The organism is Xanthomonas sp. NCPPB 4037 (assembly GCF_041475695.2).
GTDB lineage: Bacteria > Pseudomonadota > Gammaproteobacteria > Xanthomonadales > Xanthomonadaceae > Xanthomonas > Xanthomonas campestris.
The window spans coordinates 2945629-2965057 of sequence record NZ_CM191261.1 but is presented as its reverse complement, the minus strand read 5'-3'; the positions used below and the strand labels follow the sequence as shown (position 1 = coordinate 2965057).

Sequence of the window (19429 nt, the reverse complement as noted above, 5' to 3'; positions counted from 1 at the left end):
GGCGTAGCCGGCGGGGGGATTCGAAGGGCTAGGCGCGCGGCTGCCAGATAGCAGCGCAGCAAGGCGGTGCGGCCGGCGATGGCGCGTACAGCGCAGCGCGCTGCGGCCGGTGTACGGCTGCGCTCACGGCACCGCCTCGATGACGACGGCGGCGGCGGCGCGGCGCACGCCTTCGGGCGTAATCCGGCGCGCATCGCCGCTTTCCAGCCGGCACATCGAAAACGCCGTGGCCAGCCGCGCGCACTGTTCCAGCGCGGTGGCGTCGTCCAGCAACGCGGCCGCCAGGCCGGCCACCATGGCATCGCCGGCGCCCACGCTGCTGCCTTGCGCCAGCCGTGGCGGGCGTGCGATGAGCTGTTGGTTGTGCTGTACGAATAGCGCGCCCTCGGTGCCCATGGAAATCACCACCAGCTGGATGCCACGGGCGATCAGCGCATGCGCGGCGGCGACCAGTGCGGCGTGGTCGCCGAGCGGGTGGCCGGTCCAGGCTTCCAGCTCGTGGCGGTTCGGCTTCACCGCATACGGCATTGCGGCGGGAGCGGCACCGAGTGCAGCCACCAGCGGCGCGCCACTGGTGTCCAGCAGCACCCGCGCACCGGCGGCGCTGGCTTGGGCCTGCAACTGCGCCCAGCTGTCGTCCGGCAAACCGGCCGGCAGGCTGCCCGACAGCACCACCGGCAAGCCGGCGCGCAGCAGCGGGGCCATGTGATCGGCCACGCCTTGCAGATGCGCCTGGCCCAGCTGCAGGCCGGGCAGATTGATGTCGGTGGTCTCATTGACCTGCGCTTCGACCAGCTTGAGGTTGGTGCGGGTGTCGCCGGCCACGCGTTGGCATTGATCGGTAATGCCGCGCTCGCGGAACAGCGCTTCGAACACTCCCGCGTTGCCCACGCCAAGCACGCCAAGCGCGGCGACCTGGCTGCCCCAGTCGGCCAGACAGGCGGCCACGTTGATGCCCTTGCCGCCGGCATCGTTGCGCACGCTGCTGGCGCGGTGCACTGCGCCAGGTTGCAGGCGATCGAGCTGGATGGTCTGGTCGATCGCCGGATTCAGCGTAACGGTGATGGCCTGCAGGCTCATGCCTGGGCCTCGCGCTGCGCTTCAAGCGCACGCACCTGCTCAGCGGTTTCGCAGTTCAGCGCCTGCTCGGCCAACTGCTGCAAGGCGCTCAGCGCCGTGCCACGCAGGCGCGCCTTGACTGCGGGAATGTCGTTGGGCGTCATCGACAATTCCTGCACGCCCAGCCCGGCCAGCAGGCTGGCGCCGAACGGGTCGCCGGCCAGCCCGCCGCACACCCCGACCCAGCGGTCGTGCTTGCGCGCGCCGTCAATCGTGCTGCGGATCATGCGCAGCACCGCCGGATGCAGGCTGTCGGCTTCGGCGGCCAGCTCGGGGTTCTGGCGGTCGATCGCCAGCACGTATTGGGTGAGGTCGTTGGTGCCGATCGAGAAGAAATCTGCGTGCCGTGCCAGCACATCGGCCTGGGCGGCGGCGGCGGGCACTTCGATCATGATGCCGATCGGCAGCTCCGGTGCGTCGAGTTCGGCGCGGATGCGTGCGCAGATCTCGCGCAGGCTGATCAGCTCCGGCACCGAGGTGATCATCGGGAACATGATCGACAGCCGTGCGCCGTCCTTGGCCGCGCGATACAGCGCCCGCAGCTGTGGCTCGAGCAGGTCGGGGCGGCGCAGCAGCAGGCGCGCGCCGCGCACGCCCAGGAACGGGTTTTCTTCGTGCGGCAGCTCCAGATGCGCCACTTGTTTGTCGCCGCCGATGTCCAGCGCCCGCACGATCAGCGGGCGGCCGTCCAGGGCCTGCGCCATCGCCAGGTAGGTCTGGTACTGCTCGTCCTCGGTGGGCGTGCTGCCGCGCTCCAGGAACAGGAACTCTGTGCGCATCAGGCCCACGCCTTCGGCGCCCTGGGTCAAGGCCATGGCGACCTGCTCGGGCAGGTTGACGTTGGCGCCGATGTCGATGTGGTGGCCGTCGGTGGTTTCGGCGGGCAGGGCGCGCTGGGCGGCTTCGCGCTCGCGGATGGCCTGCTGCTCGGCGATATGCGCGCGTGCGGCGTCCAGGTCCTGTTCTGACGGGTTGATGTACAGCCGCCCGCTGCTGCCGTCGATGATGGCGGTGACGCCGTCTTCGATATCCAGCAGCTGGCCGCCAGCGGCCACCAGCGCCGGCAGGCCGAGCGTGCGCGACAGGATGGCGGTGTGCGAGGTCGGCCCGCCCTGGGCGGTGGCCAGGCCAAGCACGCGGTCGGTGTCCAGGTTGGCGGTGTCCGACGGCGACAGGTCGCCGGCCAGCAGGATGCAGGGTTGCTCGGGCAGGTCGGTGAGGCCGGCGCCGGCCGCTGCCGGGTCGAGTTGGGCCAGCACGCGGCGGCCCACGTCGCGCAGGTCGGCGGCACGGCCGGCCAGCACCGGGTTGCCCAGTGCGGCCAGGCCGGAGGCGATCTGTTCCACCGCCTGATGCCACGACCACGCCACGCCATGGCCTTCGACCATCAGCTGGCAGGTGCGGGTGATCAGGTCGGTGTCGTTGAGCAGCTCGGCCTGGGCCTTGAAGATCGCCGCGTCCGAGGCGCCCAGGCGGCGCTGGGTGTCGTCCTGGATGGCGGCCAGCTGCTGGCGGGTGCGGGTGAGGGCGTCATGCAGCAGCGCGCCGCCATCGCCCAGGCCGATCGGCTGGTCGGCCACCTCGGTCTGTGCGGCACGCAGGCGGTGCACGATGCCGATCGCCACGCCCGGGCTGGCGCCGATGCCGACGATGGCCGGCTGTGCCTGCGGCGGGATCCAGCCGATGACCGGTGCGGCGCGGCGTTGCGCGGCACGTTCGGCATCGGCCTTTTCCTGCGCGGTCAGGCTGTCCATCACCGCGCGCAGGCGCTTGAGCAGGGCGGGGGCATCGCTACCTTCGGCCGAGACGGTAATGCTGTCGCCGGCGCGCAGGCCCAGTTGCAGCAGGCCGACCAGGCTCTTGGCATCGGCGGCCTGGTCGCCGGCGCGGACCTGGGCGCGGGCCGAAAAGCCGCGCGCGGTCTCCGCCCAGCGGGTGGCCGGGCGCGCGTGCAGGCCGCTAGGGTAGGCGATGGTCCATTCGAACCGTTCGGCCAGGTCGGTGGCCGGGGCGGCGCTGGTGTCGGGTGCGCGGTCGCCGGTCAGCGCGGCCACGATCACGGCCGGGTCGTCGGTGGTGAACAGCGCTTCCAGCTGGGCGGGATCCTGGATCAGGCGGGTCAGCCGGCGCAGCAGGGTGATGTGGGTGTCGGACTGGGCGGCGATGCCCACCACCAGGCGGGTGGTCTGGCCGGGGTTCCATTCCACGCCCTCGGGCAGCTGCAACACCGCGATGCCGTCGCGGCGCACCAGGTGCCGGTCTTCGCCTACGCCGTGTGGGATCGCCAGGCCGTGGCCCAGGAAGGTATTCGCCAGGCCCTCGCGGCGCCGCATGCTGGCGTCGTAGCCCGGCGCCACGCAACCGGCTGCCACCAGCAGCTGGGCGGCCTGGGCAATGGCGTCGTCCTTGTCGCGGGCAGTGGCGCGCAGGCGCACCAGGTCGGGGGTGACGGGGGCAATCGACGGAGAGGACAAGGCGGGCTCCGGGGGTGGGGAACGGCTGGGAAGTATAGTGGGAACGTTCCCACGGTCCAGGTCAATGTGCGGTGCACAAAAACCCTGTAGTGCTTTCGGGTTAGCATCGGAATCGCAGGGCGCCTGGGTCCAGGTGCGCAATATGGAGCGGGAACGGTCCCAGTGAGTATCAGCATCAATGACGTGGCCCGCGTGGCCGGGGTGTCCAAGTCCACGGTGTCGCGCGCCTTGGGCACCGGCCCGGTGAGCGAAGAAGTGCGCGCCAAGGTGGAAGCTGCGGTGCGCCAGACCGGCTATCGCCCCAACCTGATGGCGCGTCGGCTGCGTTCGCAGCACTCCGGCATCCTCGGGGTGATCGTGGCCGACATCCGCAACCCGTACTTCACCGCGCTGATCCGTGCCGTGGAAGAGGTCGCTTACAAGGCCGGTATGCGCGTGACCCTGTGCAATACCGATGAAGATCCCGAGCGCGAGGCGCTGTACCTGGAGCTGATGCAGGAAGAACGCATCACCGGGCTGATCTTCGCGCCCACCCGGGTCACGGTGGGGCGCATGCACGAACTGGTGCTGGATTACCCCACCGTGCTGGTGGACCGCGCCGGCCCCGGCAGCCGCTACGACAGCGTGGTGCTGGACAACGCCGCGGCCATGGCCGAGCTGGTCGCGCATCTGCAAGCGCAGGGCTACCGCCGCATCGGCGGGTTGTTCGGCAGCACCAGCACCACCGCGGCCGAGCGCCGCGACGGCTACCTGGCCGCCATGCATGCCCAGGGTCTGGCACCGGACTACCGCGAAGTGGCACCCACCGCCGAGGCCGCGATTGCCGAACTGGAGCAGTGGTTGGCCGCCGCCGACCGCCCCGAGGCCATCGTCACCAGTAACAGCCTGCTGCTGATGGGCGCATTGAAGGCCGCCCGTACCGCCGGCCTGCGGCTGCCGCAGGACCTGGCGCTGGCGGGATTTGATAACGAGCGCTGGACCGATCTGGTCGAACCCGGCATCACCGTGGTCGAACAGCCGGTGGAGGACATGGGCCGCGCGGCGATGTCGCTGCTGCTCGAACGCCTGGCCAGCCCGCAGCTGCCGATCCGCCGCATGGTGATGACCGGTCGCTGCGTGGTGCGCGGCTCCACCGGCGCCCGCAGGCCGGGTATCTAACTGTCCCGAAGTAGCGCCAGCGCCGGCCAAAAATCCTGGCTCGTCGCGCGTGCGGTGCCTCACCGCTCGCGGCACACGCCGTGAACCCGTCCCTGGGGCGTTGCTGCTCGAACGCCTGGCCAGCCCGCAGCTGCCGATTCGCCGCATGGTGATGACCGGCCGCTGCGTGGTGCGTGGCTCCACCGGCGCCCGCAGGCCGGGTATCTAACTGTCCCGAAGTAGCGCCAGCGCCGGCCAAAAATCCTGGCTCGTCGCGCGTGCGGTGCCCTCACCGCTCGCGGGACACGCTGTGAACCCGTCCCTGGGGTTCGGCGGCGGCATCCATGCCTCCACACGGTCCCGCAATCGGTAAGGACACCGCACCAGGACGTTGGTCGGTAGCTGGATAAAAAGCTGGTCGCCTCGCACGTTGCGTAGGCTTGCTGGCATGGTTCGCAGAACACGATAGCTGGCCAATTAGAAGCACGTCATGCCCTGCTGGCAACCATGCACACCGATCATCTCGACTGGTCCTTGCCCGCCTACCGTCGCGGGACCTTACGCGGCATGGATGCCGCGTAAGAGGCTACATGGACGTACTTGCGCCGTGTCCCGCGAGGGTAGGCGTGCAAGGGCCCTGCAGCAAAGCCGCAGATCAGCCGCTCTACACCTGATTTATCCGCACTCTCCAGTCACGTCCAGACAACCAAAACTCCCTACAGGGACGTACTTGCAGCGTGTCCCGCGATGGTAGGCGGGCAAGGGCCTGCACCGACGCCGCAGATCAGCTGCTCTACAACTGATCTCTCCGCACTGTCGAATCACTTCGATACGCTGAGGCGGTAGAGCTCCATCGTGCCCAAGGGCGCTCCTACGGAGTATCCCGTTCGTCGCTGCAGCACACAAAAAAAGCCCCGGCATTGCCGGGGCTTTTTGGTTTACAGCGAACGCCTGACTCAACGATCCGGGCGATGCGTGCCGCTGTCGTTCTGCACGGCCAGGTATTCCTTGGACGGCTCGTCGAGCTTGTCGCCGAGCATGCGGCGCACCACCACGAAGAACAGCGGGATGAAGATCACGCCGAGCACGGTGGCGAACACCATGCCGCCGATCACGCCGGTACCGATGGAGTGACGCGAGTTGGCGCCGGCGCCGGTGGAGATGGCCAGCGGCAACACACCCAGGATGAACGCGAACGAGGTCATCAGGATCGGGCGGAAGCGCAGATGCGCCGCTTCCAGTGTTGCCTCGCGCAGCGTCTTGCCGGCCGCGCGCTGCTCGACTGCGAACTCCACGATCAAGATCGCGTTCTTTGCCGCCAGGCCGATCACTGTGATCATGCCGATCTTGAAGTACAGATCGTTCGGCAGGCCACGCAGCATCGAGAAGGTGATCGCACCCAGCACGCCGATCGGCACCACCAACAGCACGGCCACCGGAATCGACCAGCTTTCGTACAGTGCCGCCAGGCAGAGGAACACCACCACCACCGACAACGCGAGCAGCAGCGTTGCGGCGTTACCGGCGATGATTTCCTGGTACGACATACCGCTCCAGTCGAAGCCGAAGCCCGGCGGCAGATCGTTGTTGACGATCTCCTCCATCGCCTGCATCGCCTGGCCGGAGCTGCCGCCCGGGGCCGGGTTACCGACGATGTTCACCGCCGAATAGCCGTTGTAGCGGTTCAACGCCGGCGAGGCGTAGGTCCACTCGGCCTTGACCACATTGCTCAGCGGGATCATCCCCGGCTGACCATCTGCACCCGTCGCCGTGGTGCTGGGAGTGAAGAAGTTGCGCAGCGACTCGGGGCCGGTACGGAACTGGTCGTCGGCACGGATGTTGACGCGCTTGATGCGGCCTTCGGAGAAGTAGTCGTTGACGTACACCGGGGCCAGCATCAGCTGGATCGAGCTGTAGATGTCGCTGACTTCCAGGCCCATCGACTGCGCCTGCACGCGGTCCACATGCAACTGCAGCTGCGGCGAGTTTTCCAGGCCGTTCGGGCGCACGCCCACCACGGTGTCCTGCTTCTGCGCCGCCTTGCCGAGCACGATGTTGCGCGCCTGGGTCAGCGCCTCCTGGCCTGCGCCGGAACGGTCCTGCAGCCACATGTCGAAGCCGCCGAACTGGCCAAGACCCTGCACGGTGGGCAGGTTGACCACGAAGATCTGCGCGCCCTTGATGCCATAGAAGGCACCGTTGAGTTGCTGGATCAACTGCTCGGCGGTGACGTCACGCTCTTCCCACGGCTTGAGCCGGATGAAGCCCATGCCGACGTTTTCGCCCGAGCCCAGGAAGCTGAAGCCGGCAATCTGCAGCATGCCTTCCACGGCCGGCTGCTTCTCCAGCACCGCACGCATCTGCGCGAAGGCCTCGTTGGTGCGGATCTTGGTGGCGCCCGGCGGCAACTGCACGATGGCCACGGCAAAGCCCTGGTCTTCTTCCGGCAGGAAGCTGCCCGGCATGCGCGTGAACAGGAAGCCGCACAGCACCACCAGCACCACGAACACCACCATCCAGGCCGGCGAACGCTTGAGCGTGTTGCCGACCACGCCGACATAGCGATGCGCCAGCTTGTCGTAGTACTTGTCGAAGGTGCGGTAGATCCAGTTCTTCTTGTCCGAATGGGTGGACTTCAGGAACGCCGCACACAGGGCCGGGGTGAAGCTCAGCGCCAGGAACGCAGAGAACGCCATCGCCATCGCGATGGTCAATGCGAACTGCTTGTAGATCGCGCCCGAGGCGCCCGGCTGCATGGCCGAGGGAATGAACACCGCCGCCAGCACCACGGTGATGGCCACCACCGCGCCGGTGATCTGGGTCATCGCCTTCTGCGTGGCCGCCTTCGGCTCCAGGTGCTCCTCGCTCATGATGCGCTCGACGTTCTCGATCACCACGATCGCGTCGTCCACCACGATGCCGATCGCCAGCACCATCGCAAACAGCGTCAGCTGGTTGATGGTGAAGCCGATCACGTACATGCCGAAGAACGTGCCCAGCAGCGCCACCGGGATCACCAGGGTCGGGATGACCGTGGCGCGGAAGTTCTGCAGGAACAGCAGCATCACCAGGAACACCAGCACGATGGCTTCCACCAGCGTGTGCACCACTTCTTCGATGGAGATACGCACGAAGGTGGTGGACTCGTATGGCGCGAACCAGGTCACGCCCTGCGGGAAGGTGGGCTGCAGCTCGTCGAGCTTGGCACCGACCGCCTCGGAGACGTTCAGCGCATTGGCGCCCGGCAGCAACTGGATACCAAAGGCACCGGTCGGCTTGCCGTTGTACTGGGTGTCGAAGCCGTAGTTGCTCGGGCCCACCGTGACGCGTGCAACGTCTTTAAGCCGCACCGTGGCACCGTTGTTATCGGTACGCAGGATGATGTTTTCGAACTCCTGCGGCGAGCTGAAACGGCCTTCGGCCGAGACGGTCGCGGTGAAGCTGATGCCCTGCGGGGTGGGGTCGGCACCGACCGAACCGGCCGCGAACTGCACGTTCTGGTTACGCACCGCGGTCAGCACCTGGGTGGCCGACAGGTTGTAGCCCTGCAGCTTCTCCGGGTTCAACCAGATGTTCATGGCGTACTCGGCGCCGAACTGGTTGGTGCTGCCCACGCCGGGCACACGCGAGATCTGCTCGAGCACGCGCGAACCGACGATGTCGTTGAGCGCATCGCGGTCGATCGACGGGTTGTCCGAGCGCAGCGCGGCCACCATCAGGAAGCCGGCATTGGCCTTGGCCACCACCACACCCTGCTGGGTCACTTCCGAGGGCAAGCGCGGCGTGGCCAGCGACACCTTATTCTGCACCTGCACCTGCGCGATATCCGCGTCGGTGCCGGTTTCGAAGGTCAGCGTGATGGTCACGCGGCCGTTGGAGGCCGACGAGGAGTTGAAGTACAGCAGATGGTCGATACCGGTGAGCTGCTGTTCGATGACCTGCGTCACCGCCTTTTCGGCGGTATCGGCGCTGGCACCGGGGAAGTTGGCGGTGACGGTGACCTGCGGCGGGGCGATCGTGGGGTACGACTCGATACCCAGATTCAGGATCGAGATCACGCCCGCGAGCGAGATCAGGATCGCCACCACCCAGGCAAAGACCGGGTGTTCGATAAAAAACTTAGGCATGGCGGGGTTCCGTCACTGCTGCTTGGACTGGGAATCGGACGGCTGGGCCGCGTCATCGGACTTGGGCTGCTCGCCAGCCGCCGGAGCGGGGGCGTCGGCCTTGCCGGCGCCGGCCGGCGCGCCCTGGCCGTTGCCGGCCTGGCCCGCGGCCGGGGCTGCACCCGGCGCACCGGGCTGGCCGCCCTGTGCGGGCTTGTTCGGATCCCACGGCACGCCCTTGGCGGGCTGGCCTTCCTTCGCCTTCTGCACGCCATCGACGATGACCTGGTCGCCCTGCGCGACGCCGGCGGTGACGATCCACTGGCCCTTCTGCTGGCCGTCGACGGTGAGGTTCTTGCGGACCACCTTGCCGTCCTTGCCCAGCACCAGCGCGTAGGCGCCGGTGGCATCGCGCTGCAGCGCCTGCTGCGGCACCAGATAGGCATTGTTGCGCTGGCCCAGGCTGGCCTTGAAGGTCACGAACGCGCCCGGCAGCAGCGCCATTTCCGGGTTGGGCAGGGTGGCGCGCAGCGACACCGCACCGGTGCTCGGGTCCACCGTCACCGCGGACACGTCCAGCGTGCCGGGGTGCGGGTACTGCGTGCCATTGCCCAGTTCCACGTTGATGGTGGACTTGCCGTCGCCGCTGAGCTGCACATTGCCGCTGCTCTGCGCCTGACGCAGTGCCGCCAGTTCTTCGCTGCTCATGGCGAAATTCACGTACAGCGGGTCGATCTGGTCGACCGTGGTCAGCAGGGTGGCTTCACCCGACCCGACCAGCGCGCCTTCGGTGACGCGCTGAATGCCGGCGCGGCCGGTGATCGGCGAGGTCACGCTGGCGAAGCTGAGCTGGATGCGGGCGGACTCGACCACACCGCGCGCCTGCTGCACGCTGGCGCCGGACGAACGCTCGGTGGCTTCGGCGGTGTCGATGTCGGCGCGCGAGACGTACTGCTGCGGCGCCAGGCTGCGCGCGCGCTGCGCGGCGATCTTAGCGTTGGCATAGGTTGCCTCGGCGGCAGCCAGCTGGCCCTGTGCCTGCAGCAGCGTTGCGCGCAGCGGCATCGGGTCGATCTCGAACAGCGGCTGGCCTTCCTTGACGTCGGTGCCTTCGGTGTACAGGCGCTTGAGCAGCACCCCGTCCACACGGGCACGCACGTCGGCCGAGCGGAACGCCGACAGGCGACCGACCAGGTCACGTTCCAGTGGCAGCGTCTGCGGTTTCATTTCCAGCACCGACACTTCCGGCGGCGGCGGAGCCTGCTGTTGTTCGGGCTTGCTGCAGGCAGCGAGCGCCACGGTGATGGCACAGGCCAGGCCGAAGGTGCGGAGCGGGGCAATCATGAGGAGGAACTCCGTTAGGGTCTTGAAGTGAGAAAGGAACGCGCGGGCGTCCGGGGCGGCGTAACCACCGCGGCGAACGCACGCATAAACGTGTCGACAGCGAACTGTGCCCACTGCTGCCTGGCGGGCAGGCCGGCGCGGTGTGGCACCTGAAAGCGCTGACGGTCGAAATCCAGGCCAACAATCATGCTGAGCAGCAGCTCGGCCATGAAGTGCGGATCGTCATGCCGCAGCTGACCGGCGTCGATTGCTTGTGCAAACCGCGACGCAAGTCGTTCCTGCATGCCAACCACGCCTTCATGAAAGATCTGCTGCGACTGGCCGGGGAACCGGTGCGATTCCGCCTCCACCAGACGGCAGGTCTGTAGCACATCCGGGCGATTGAGCCGGTCAAGATGGGCCAGTGCGAAGGCCAGCAGGTCTTCACGCAGGTCGCCGGTGGCGGTCCCGAGCGGCACCGTGGCCAGTTGTACGTGTTCCTGCAGCACATCGCGCAGCAGGTTTTCCTTGCAGCCGTAGTGGCTGTACAGGGTCTGCTTGGAACAGCCCGCGCGCTCGGCCACCGCCGTCATGCTCACCCGCATGCCGCGCTCGGCCAGCAGCGCGCGCACGGCAGCGTGGATACGGCGGTCGCAGTCCGAACGCCGGGCAGCACGGGGGGAACGAGGGGTCATGGCGGTAGACTATACCGTCCAGTTTAGTTTTTAAACAGCCTTGACGGCGCCGTCTGGTCTGCGCAACTTTTCTGCGACCCAGGTCCGCAAGCCTTGCGCCGTCTGGCGCGCGGGCAATCGAGGCCCTCAAGAGGCGGTTGGGCGACGCTTCACTCCTGTAATGCGCCGCCGCCGGCGTTACTCCAGTTTGCAAAAGCCGTGGCCTGCCTGCGTTTGCGCTATGCAGCAAGGCGTCGTCATCGTGCATCGGTACAATTCAGGTTTTCCACCGAGCATCCCAGCTCTCTCATGAAAGCCAAGAAAGCCGCTTCGAACTCGTCCACGACGTCAGCCAAGCCGGTCGCCGAACGTGCCGTCCCCGTGGTCGCCACTGCTCCGCAGGAGATCACCCTCGAGCCGGTGTTTGCCGCATTGCGCAAGCGCTACCCGGCCGCGCGTCAGTCGGAAGTGCAGCTGTTCGCCGCCGATTTCTACCGCCGCATGGAAGAAGACGAGTTTCCCAACCACCCGCCGGAACAGTGGGCGGCGCTGGCGGCGGACATGCTGGAGTTTGCGCGCACGCGCAAGGCCGGCACGGTCAATGTGCGGGTGTTCAACCCGACCCTGAAGAGCCACGGCTACGAGTCGCCGCACACGCTGCTGCAGATCGTCAACGACGACATGCCGTTCCTGGTGGACTCGGTGAGCATGACGCTGTCGGAACTCGGGATCGGCGTGCACGTGCTTGGCCACCCGGTGCTGCGCATTGCGCGCGACAAGGGCGGCAAGCTCACCGCGGTGGGCGAGGGCAAGAGCGAATCGCTGATGGTGCTGGAGATCGACCGCCAGCCGGCCGACGAAATGCCCAAGGTGGAAGCGGCCATCCGCAAGGTGCTGGCCGAAGTGCGCGCGATCGTGCACGACTGGGCAGCGATGCGCGAAAAGATGGTGATGCTGGCCGACGACCTGGCCACGCGCCGCTTGCCGATGGACGACATCAGCCGCCACGAAGCGCAGGAATTCCTGCGCTGGGCGGCCTCGGACCACTTCACCTTCTTCGGCTACCGCGAATACCGCGTGGAGAAGCAGGACGGCCAGGAGGTGCTGGCGCCGGTGGAAGAAAGCGGCCTGGGCCTGATGCGCGGGCATGACATTTCGCCGGCACGGCCGGTGACCTCGCTGGCCGCGCATGGCCTGAACACCTCGGCCAAGCTCAAGGATGCGCTGATCCTGACCAAGACCAATGCACGTTCGCGCGTGCATCGGGTGGGCTACATGGATTACATCGGCATCCTGGAATTCGATGCCAAGGGCCGCATCGTCGGCGAGCAGCGCTTCCTGGGTCTGTTCACCTCCAGTGCGTACAACCGCCGGCCGTGGGAAATCCCGCTGGTGCGCCAGCGCTACGAATACGTGATGAGCAAGTCCGGGCTGACCCCGAGCAGCCATAGCGGCAAGGCGCTGCGCCACATCCTGGAAACGCTGCCGCGCGAGGAGTTGTTCCAGTCCAACCAGGACGAGCTGTATCGCACTGCGATCGGCATCCTGGGGCTGCAGGAGCGCGTGCGCAGCCGCATGTTCCTGCGTCGCGACAAGTACAGCCGTTTCATTTCCGCGCTGGTGTACATCCCGCGCGAGCGCTTCAACACCGATGTGCGTCTGCGCATCGAAGCGCTGCTGAAAGATGCGCTGCATGGCGAGTACATCGATTCCAGCGTGGTGCTGGGCGAATCGCCGTTGGCGCAGCTGCATCTGATCGTGCGTGCCAAGAGTGGCGAGGCGCTGGAGTTCGACACCACCGCGCTGGAAGCCCGCCTGGCGCATGTGCTGCGCAACTGGCACGACGCTCTGCGCGAGGCCTTGGTCGCCCGTCATGGCGAAGCGCATGGCCTGCGTATGGCGGCCAATTTCGGCCGCGCGCTGCCGGCCGGTTACATCGAGGATTCGTCGATCGAATCGGCGGTCGCCGACGTCGAACACCTGGCCGCGCTGGATGGCCCTAACGATCTGCATCTGAGCCTGCAGGAAGTGCGCCGCGATAGCGCGGTGCGCCTGGATACTGGCGACGGCCTGCGCCTGAAGCTGTACCGCCAGCTCGACGACATCCCATTGTCCGACGCGATGCCGATGATGGAAAACATGGGCCTGCGGGTGATCTCCGAGCGCCCGTACCGCTTGCAGGTCAGCGACACGCCGGTCTACATCCAGGACTTCGAGGTTGAATCCACCGCCGGCCACATCGACGCCAGCAGCGCCGATGCGGCGTTTGGCGAGGCGTTCGAGCGCATCTGGAATGGCGATGCGGAAAACGACGGTTTCAACCGGCTGATCCTGGCTGCCGGCCTGCATTGGCGCCAGGTCGCGCTGCTGCGCGGCTACTGCAAATACCTGCTGCAGACGGCCACGCCGTTCTCGCAGGCGTATGTCGAGGCCACCTTCACCCGTTACCCGCTGCTGGCCCGCCTGCTCGTGGAATTGTTCGAAGCGCGCTTCGACCCGTCCACCGGCGGTGAAACCAAGGCGCAGATCCTTGCCGGGCAAGAGCGCCTGCGCGAGCAGTTGTCGGTGCTGGCTGCCGGCGACGAGGCCACGCTGAAGGCACTGGAACCGGTGCTGCAGGCGCGCGGCAGCGACCGCGCCGCGCAGCAGGAAGCCACCCGCGCCGCCTTGCTCAAGCTGATGGACCGCGTCTCCAGCCTGGACGAAGACCGCATCCTGCGCAGCTTCATCGACGTGATCGACGCCACGCTGCGCACCAACTATTACCAGACCAGCAAGGACGGCAAGCACGGCCATTGCATCAGCTTCAAGCTGGACTCGTCGCTGGTGCCGGACCTGCCCAAGCCGCGCCCGTACCGCGAGATCTTCGTGTACGGCCCGCGCGTGGAAGGCGTGCACCTGCGCTTTGGCGCGGTGGCGCGTGGCGGCCTGCGTTGGTCGGACCGCCGCGAGGATTTCCGTACCGAGGTGCTGGGCCTGGTCAAGGCGCAGATGGTCAAGAACACCGTCATCGTGCCGGTCGGCGCCAAGGGCGGTTTCTACGTCAAGCGCTCGCCGGTGGGCGGCGATCGCGATGCGATCCAGGCCGAGGGCATCGCCTGCTACAAGCTGTTTATCCAGAGCCTGCTGGACATCACCGACAACATCGTCGGCGGCAAGATCGTGCCGCCGCCGCAGGTGGTGCGTCATGACCAGGACGACCCGTACCTGGTGGTGGCGGCCGACAAGGGCACGGCCACCTTCTCCGACATCGCCAATGGCCTTGCGCTGGACCACGGCTTCTGGATGGGCGATGCATTCGCTTCCGGTGGCTCGGTCGGTTACGACCACAAGGGCATGGGCATCACCGCGCGCGGTGCGTGGGAGTCGGTCAAGCGCCACTTCCGTGCACTGGGACGCGATTGCCAGAGCCAGGATTTCAGCGTGGTCGGCATCGGCGACATGTATGGCGACGTGTTCGGCAACGGCATGCTGTTGTCGCGCCACATCCGCCTGCTGGCGGCGTTCGATCACCGGCATATCTTCCTGGACCCGAACCCGGATGCGGCGGCGTCCTTCGCCGAACGTGAGCGGCTGTTCGCGTTGCCGCGTTCCAGCTGGGCCGATTACGACGCCAAGCTGATCAGCGCCGGTGGCGGCATCTACCCGCGCACGCTCAAGTCGATCGAACTCAGCGCACCGGTGCGCGAGGCGCTGGGGCTGGACGCCAGCGTCAAGCAGCTCTCGCCGAACGCGCTGATGAACGCCATCCTCAGGGCGCCGGTGGACCTGTTCTGGAACGGCGGCATCGGCACCTACGTCAAGGCGTCCAGCGAGTCGCACGGCGACGTCGGCGACCGCGCCAACAACGGCCTGCGCGTCAATGGTGGCGAGCTGCGCTGCAAGGTGGTGGGCGAGGGCGGTAATTTGGGCTTGACCCAGCTTGGCCGCATCGAGGCTGCGCAGACCGGCGTGTTGCTCAACACCGACTTCATCGACAACTCGGCCGGCGTGGACACCTCCGATCATGAGGTGAACATCAAGATCCTGCTCAACGATGTGGTGCAGGCCAAGAAGCTCACCTACGACGCGCGCAACAAGCTGCTCGCGTCGATGACCAACGAAGTGGCCGACCTGGTGCTGTGGGACAACTACCGCCAGAACCAGGCCATCAGCCTGATGGAGCGGATGAGCGTCAAGCGCCTGGGTTCCAAGCAGCATTTCATTCGCACGCTGGAGCTGCAGGGCCTGCTGGATCGGCAGATCGAATACCTGCCCTCCGACGCCGAGCTGTCTGCCCGTAAGGCACGCGGGCAGGGCATGACCCGGCCGGAGCTGTCGGTGCTGCTGTCGTACTCCAAGCTGGTGGCGTTCCAGCAGTTGCTGGAATCGGACATCCCCGAGGACCCGTACCTGTCCAAGGAGCTGCAGCGGTATTTCCCGCAGCCGCTGCAGAAAAAGTACGCCGATGCGATGGAGCGCCACCGCCTCAAGCGCGAGATCATCGCCACCGCGGTGACCAACACCACCATCAATCGCATGGGCGCCACCTTCCTGATGCGCATGCAGGAAGACACCGGCCGCAGCATTGCCGAAGTGGCCAAGGCCTACACCATCAGCCGCGAAACGCTGGATGCGCGCGCGCTGTGGACGCAGATCGACGCGCTGGATGGCAAGGTGCCCGAATCGGTGCAGATCGACGCGCTGGAAGTGATCTGGCGCCTGCAGCGCTCGTTCGTGCGCTGGTTGTTGTCGCGCCCGGGCCAGATGCCGCGGATCACTGCGGCGGTGGAGCGCTACCACGGCCCGTTCAACGACATCCGCGTGGCCTCCGGCGTGCTGCCGGATGCGCAGCGCCCGGTGTACGAGGCCAGCGTGCAGGAATGGCAGGAGAAGGGGCTCACGCCCGAGCTGGCGCAACAGCTGTGCGAGTTGCGTTACCTGGAACCGGCCTTCGACATCATCGAACTGGCGCGCACGCGCAAGCTCAAGCCGGTGGAAGTCTCCAAGGTGCATTTCCGTCTTGGCGAAGCGCTGCGTCTGCCGTGGCTGTTCGAGCAGATCGACGCGTTGGAGGTCAACGGCCGTTGGCACGCGGTGGCACGTGGCGTGCTGCGTGACGAGCTGGCCGCGCACCAGCGCACGCTGGCCGGTCAGGTGTTGTCGATGCCCGGCGCCAGTGCCGAGGACAAGGTGGCCAACTGGCTGGCACGCGACGACTCCAGCCTGCGTTTCACCCTGGCGATGCTGAGCGATGTGGCCGAGCAGAAAACGCTCGACTACCCGACCGTGTCGGTGGCCGTGCAACGTTTGGGCCAGCTGGCAGCACACGGCGTGTAATCGTAGGTGTGGCATGACGGCGGAGTTGCGACTTCGCCGTCATGCGTTTGGTGAGCGGTAGCGTTGCGCGTGGTGGCCGGGTGCTTTCGGCCTTTCAGGCCTGCCGGTGTGCTGGATTGATTTAGCGTGGCCACGCCTGGCAGAAACAACGGCGGTGGTGACGTGTTACTGCACCCAGGACGCAACGTCTGCGTGCTCCGCGTCGCCTGACGCTCTGATTTGAAAAGCGCTCGCATGCAGTTGCGGGCGCTTTTTTTTGCGCGGCATCCGTGTCACGCAACGCATGACGATGCGCAGAAAACGCCTTGTTCAAACCCGCAACGATTCCTGCTCTAGCAGGGTGAATCGCTTGCGCCATTCGCGCGGGCTGGTCTGGAACGCCTGGTTGAAGCGCTGCCGGAACGACACTGCGGTTTTGTAACCGGATTGTTCGGCAGCGTCGCGCACCCGGTCAGCCATCACGCGATGACGGGCGCGCTCAGCCAAGTGCAGTGCGTTCGCCACGGCGACGCAGGCTCAGGCCCGGTGCCCGCTCATTTCCTGCCCGGCATGCTTGTCGAAGCGCACGTGCCACCACGTGGCGCTGAGCGAGATCAGGCTGACCACGCAGAACGCCAGCGAAAAATCGCGTTGCTGCGGCTGCAGATGATCGCCCGCCAGCATCGCCAGCTTGAGGATCATTGCGCCGGCACACACACCGACCGACAGCATCAATTGCTGCAGCGTTGTGTACAGGCTGCTGGCGCGGCTCATGCGCGCGGCCGGCACGTTTTCGTAGGCGATGGTGTTGTAGGCGGCAAACTGGAACGACATGAACGCCCCGCAGCACAGCAGCAACCCGAACATCAGCGCCGGCGGCCAGTCTGGCCGGAACAGCGCGCACACCATGTAGCCCAGGCTGGCCAGCACGCCGTTGCCGATCAGGCTGTTGCGGTAGCCGAAGCGGCGCAGCAATTGCGGGGTGATGCTGCGCATCAGCAGCGCGCCCAGCGCGGTGGCCAGGATCAGGCGGCCGCTGTGCGCGGCGCTGAAACCGAAGCTGATCTGGAACAGCAGCGGCAGCAGGAACGGATGCGCGCCCTGGGTAATGCGCATCAGCGCGCCACCGATCACCGACAGCCGGAACGAGTCGATCCGCAGCAGGCTCAGATCCAGCAACGGCGCCGGATGCTGGCGCGCATGCCACAGATAGCCCAGCGCCGCGGCACCACCGATGGCCAGCAGCCAGCTGGCGCGCGGGATGCCATCTTCCTGGCTGACCATTTCCAGCCCGAACAGCAGGCAGCCCAGGGCGGTGCCGCACAGCACGAAGCCGCGCAGATCAAAGCGCGCGGGCGCCGATTCGCTGGGAATATCGGGAATGAAGCGCCGCACCAGCAAAAAGCCGGCGATGCCGATTGGCACATTGATGTAGAAGATCCAGCGCCAGTCCAGGTAGGACACGAAGAACCCGCCCAGCGGCGGCCCCAGCATCGGGCCGATGAAGGCCGGCACCAGCGTCCAGGCCATCGCCGACACCAGATGGCGGCGCTCCACGGTGCGCAGCAGGATCAACCGCCCGAGCGGGGCCATCATCGCGCCGCCGGCGCCCTGCAGCACCCGCGCGGCCACCATGGTCGGCAGGCTGTCGGCCAGCGAGCACAGGATGGAGCCGCCAATGAACACCCAGATGGAGGCGCTGAACACGCGACGCAGCCCGAAGCGGTCGGCGATCGCGCCGCTGGCCGGGATCAGCACCGCCAGCGCCAGCAGGTAGCTGGTCATGGCGATGCTCATCGCCGGCGCGGCCACGCCGAAGTCGCGCGCCAGGGTCGGCAGTGCCGTCGCCAGCACGGTGGCATCCATCTGCTCCATGAAAATGGCGCAGGCCAGGATCAGCGAGATGATGCGGTAATCGGGATAACGCGGCGCCGGCGCTGCGCCGGCCTCGGACACGCTGGAGGACATCGGAGTCTCGGTTGCGGGGCCGCTGCAACAGCACGGTGCGACAGCTGGAGCGGCCCGCGTCGCACGGTGTTGTGCGGCGCAACATGGGCATTGTCCGCCTGCCGGCCAGATGGTTCAAGCACGCAGCGGGCAACACTGCGTGCGCAACGTGGCGGTTTGCGAGGGCTTGCCTAGCTAGGCGAGACCGTTGGCCAGCGATCGCACCAGCTCTCGCCAATTAGCGCGACCGACGCACCGTCTCGCGAATCCAAGTGCGCGACAGCACCAAGATCAACAACGCCCCCGATGACCCCCCATTCCCAATTCCCGATTCCCGATTCCCAGCTCTCAACGCTCCCGATCCCAGGCGTCCTTGATCTGCAGCATCTGCGGCAGGGCATCGCGAAACGCGTGCACCAAACGTGGCTCCAGTTGCTTGCCGGCCATGCTGTCGAGCTTGCGCATGGCGTCTTCCACCGCCCACGGCGCCTTGTAGGCGCGGCGCCCGCACAGTGCATCGAACACATCGGCCACCGCCACGATGCGTGCGGCTTCGGGGATGGCATCGCCCGCCACGCCCTGCGGATAGCCGCTGCCGTCCCAGCATTCGTGGTGGTGCAGGGCGATATCGGCGGCCAGCTGGAACAGCGGCCCGCGGCCGTGCCGCAGCAGGTCGTGGCCCACCTGGGGATGCTGGCGCACCACCTCGCGCTCGTGCTCGTCCAGGGAATCGGGCTTGTGCAGGATGCTGCCGGGCACGGCGATCTTGCCGGCGTCATGTAATGGCGCGGCATCTTCCAGCAGCTGTGCCTGCGCGGGTGGCCAGCCGACTTTCTCCGCTAGCAGGCGCGCGTAGGCGGCCATGCGCCAGATGTGCGCGCCGGTGTCCGCGTCCTGGCCCTGGCCGGCGGTGCCCAGCAGATGGATGGCGTCGCGGTATTGCTGCGCCAGGCGCGCGTTTTCGGCCAGGGTCAGATGCGTGGCGATGCGCGCCTTGAGCAAGGCGGCGGAGTAGGGCCGGCTCACGTAATCGGCGGCGCCTGCCTCCAGGCCGGTGCGCTCGTCGTGCTCGGTACTGCGCGAGGTCACAAACAGGATCGGGATGGCGGTGCTGTCCGGGTCCTGCTTGAGCGTGCGCGCCACTGCGTAGCCATCCATGTCCGGCAATTCCACGTCCAGCAGGATCAGCGCCGGCGCATGCCGGGCCACCGCATCGAGGGCTTCACCGCCGGATTTGGCAAACACCAGTGGATAGTCGTCGCGCAGCAATTGGCGCAGGGTGGCCAGATTGCTGGATTCATCGTCGACACAGAGCAGGGGACGGGCTGGCATGCGGAGTCCTTGCGAACCG

The 19429-nt window shown here is 67.0% G+C and carries 10 protein-coding genes; 2 read left to right on the top strand and 8 right to left on the bottom strand.

The features are described from left to right. Positions 1-123: 123 nt before the first annotated feature. A complete protein-coding gene (gene pfkB / locus ACCQ01_RS13320; protein WP_228432188.1) occupies positions 124-1080 on the bottom strand; it encodes a 1-phosphofructokinase in 957 nt (318 codons plus the stop codon). Then, the gene (gene ptsP, locus ACCQ01_RS13315; RefSeq protein ID WP_228432185.1) at positions 1077-3593 is read right to left on the bottom strand and encodes a phosphoenolpyruvate--protein phosphotransferase; all 2517 of its coding nucleotides are present in this window, start codon (positions 3591-3593) and stop codon (positions 1077-1079) included. The genes pfkB and ptsP overlap by 4 nt, the downstream gene beginning before the upstream one ends. A 162-nt stretch (positions 3594-3755) precedes the next feature. On the opposite strand from ptsP, the gene ACCQ01_RS13310 reads away from it, so the two are divergent. Then, the gene (locus ACCQ01_RS13310) at positions 3756-4751 is read left to right on the top strand and encodes a LacI family DNA-binding transcriptional regulator (protein WP_115005109.1); all 996 of its coding nucleotides are present in this window, start codon (positions 3756-3758) and stop codon (positions 4749-4751) included. 935 nt (positions 4752-5686) lie between these two features. Here ACCQ01_RS13310 and ACCQ01_RS13305 read toward each other — a convergent pair. Genes ACCQ01_RS13305 through ACCQ01_RS13295 form a run of 3 tightly spaced genes read right to left on the bottom strand, consistent with a single transcriptional unit; the run spans position 5687 to position 10854 of the window. Further along, the gene (locus ACCQ01_RS13305) at positions 5687-8857 is read right to left on the bottom strand and encodes a multidrug efflux RND transporter permease subunit (protein WP_042597756.1); all 3171 of its coding nucleotides are present in this window, start codon (positions 8855-8857) and stop codon (positions 5687-5689) included. Positions 8858-8869: 12 nt separating this feature from the next. Then, the gene (locus ACCQ01_RS13300) at positions 8870-10180 is read right to left on the bottom strand and encodes an efflux RND transporter periplasmic adaptor subunit (RefSeq protein ID WP_228432182.1); all 1311 of its coding nucleotides are present in this window, start codon (positions 10178-10180) and stop codon (positions 8870-8872) included. A gap of 14 nt (positions 10181-10194) precedes the next feature. Next, the gene (locus ACCQ01_RS13295; protein ID WP_228432179.1) at positions 10195-10854 is read right to left on the bottom strand and encodes a TetR/AcrR family transcriptional regulator; all 660 of its coding nucleotides are present in this window, start codon (positions 10852-10854) and stop codon (positions 10195-10197) included. Positions 10855-11142: 288 nt separating this feature from the next. On the opposite strand from ACCQ01_RS13295, the gene ACCQ01_RS13290 reads away from it, so the two are divergent. Then, positions 11143-16152, top strand: a complete 5010-nt coding sequence (locus tag ACCQ01_RS13290) for an NAD-glutamate dehydrogenase (RefSeq protein ID WP_228432176.1) — start codon at positions 11143-11145, stop codon at positions 16150-16152. Positions 16153-16461: 309 nt separating this feature from the next. On the opposite strand, the gene ACCQ01_RS13285 is transcribed toward ACCQ01_RS13290, so the two are convergent. The 3 genes from ACCQ01_RS13285 to ACCQ01_RS13275 form a co-directional block, all read right to left on the bottom strand. Next, positions 16462-16656 (bottom strand): hypothetical protein, encoded by a 195-nt coding sequence (locus ACCQ01_RS13285; RefSeq protein ID WP_228432173.1) that lies wholly within the window; start codon positions 16654-16656, stop codon positions 16462-16464. Positions 16657-16668: 12 nt separating this feature from the next. After that, positions 16669-18099 (bottom strand): DHA2 family efflux MFS transporter permease subunit, encoded by a 1431-nt coding sequence (locus ACCQ01_RS13280; RefSeq protein WP_103702160.1) that lies wholly within the window; start codon positions 18097-18099, stop codon positions 16669-16671. 327 nt (positions 18100-18426) lie between these two features. After that, positions 18427-19410, bottom strand: a complete 984-nt coding sequence (locus tag ACCQ01_RS13275) for an HD-GYP domain-containing protein (protein ID WP_042597746.1) — start codon at positions 19408-19410, stop codon at positions 18427-18429. Positions 19411-19429 lie beyond the last annotated feature (19 nt).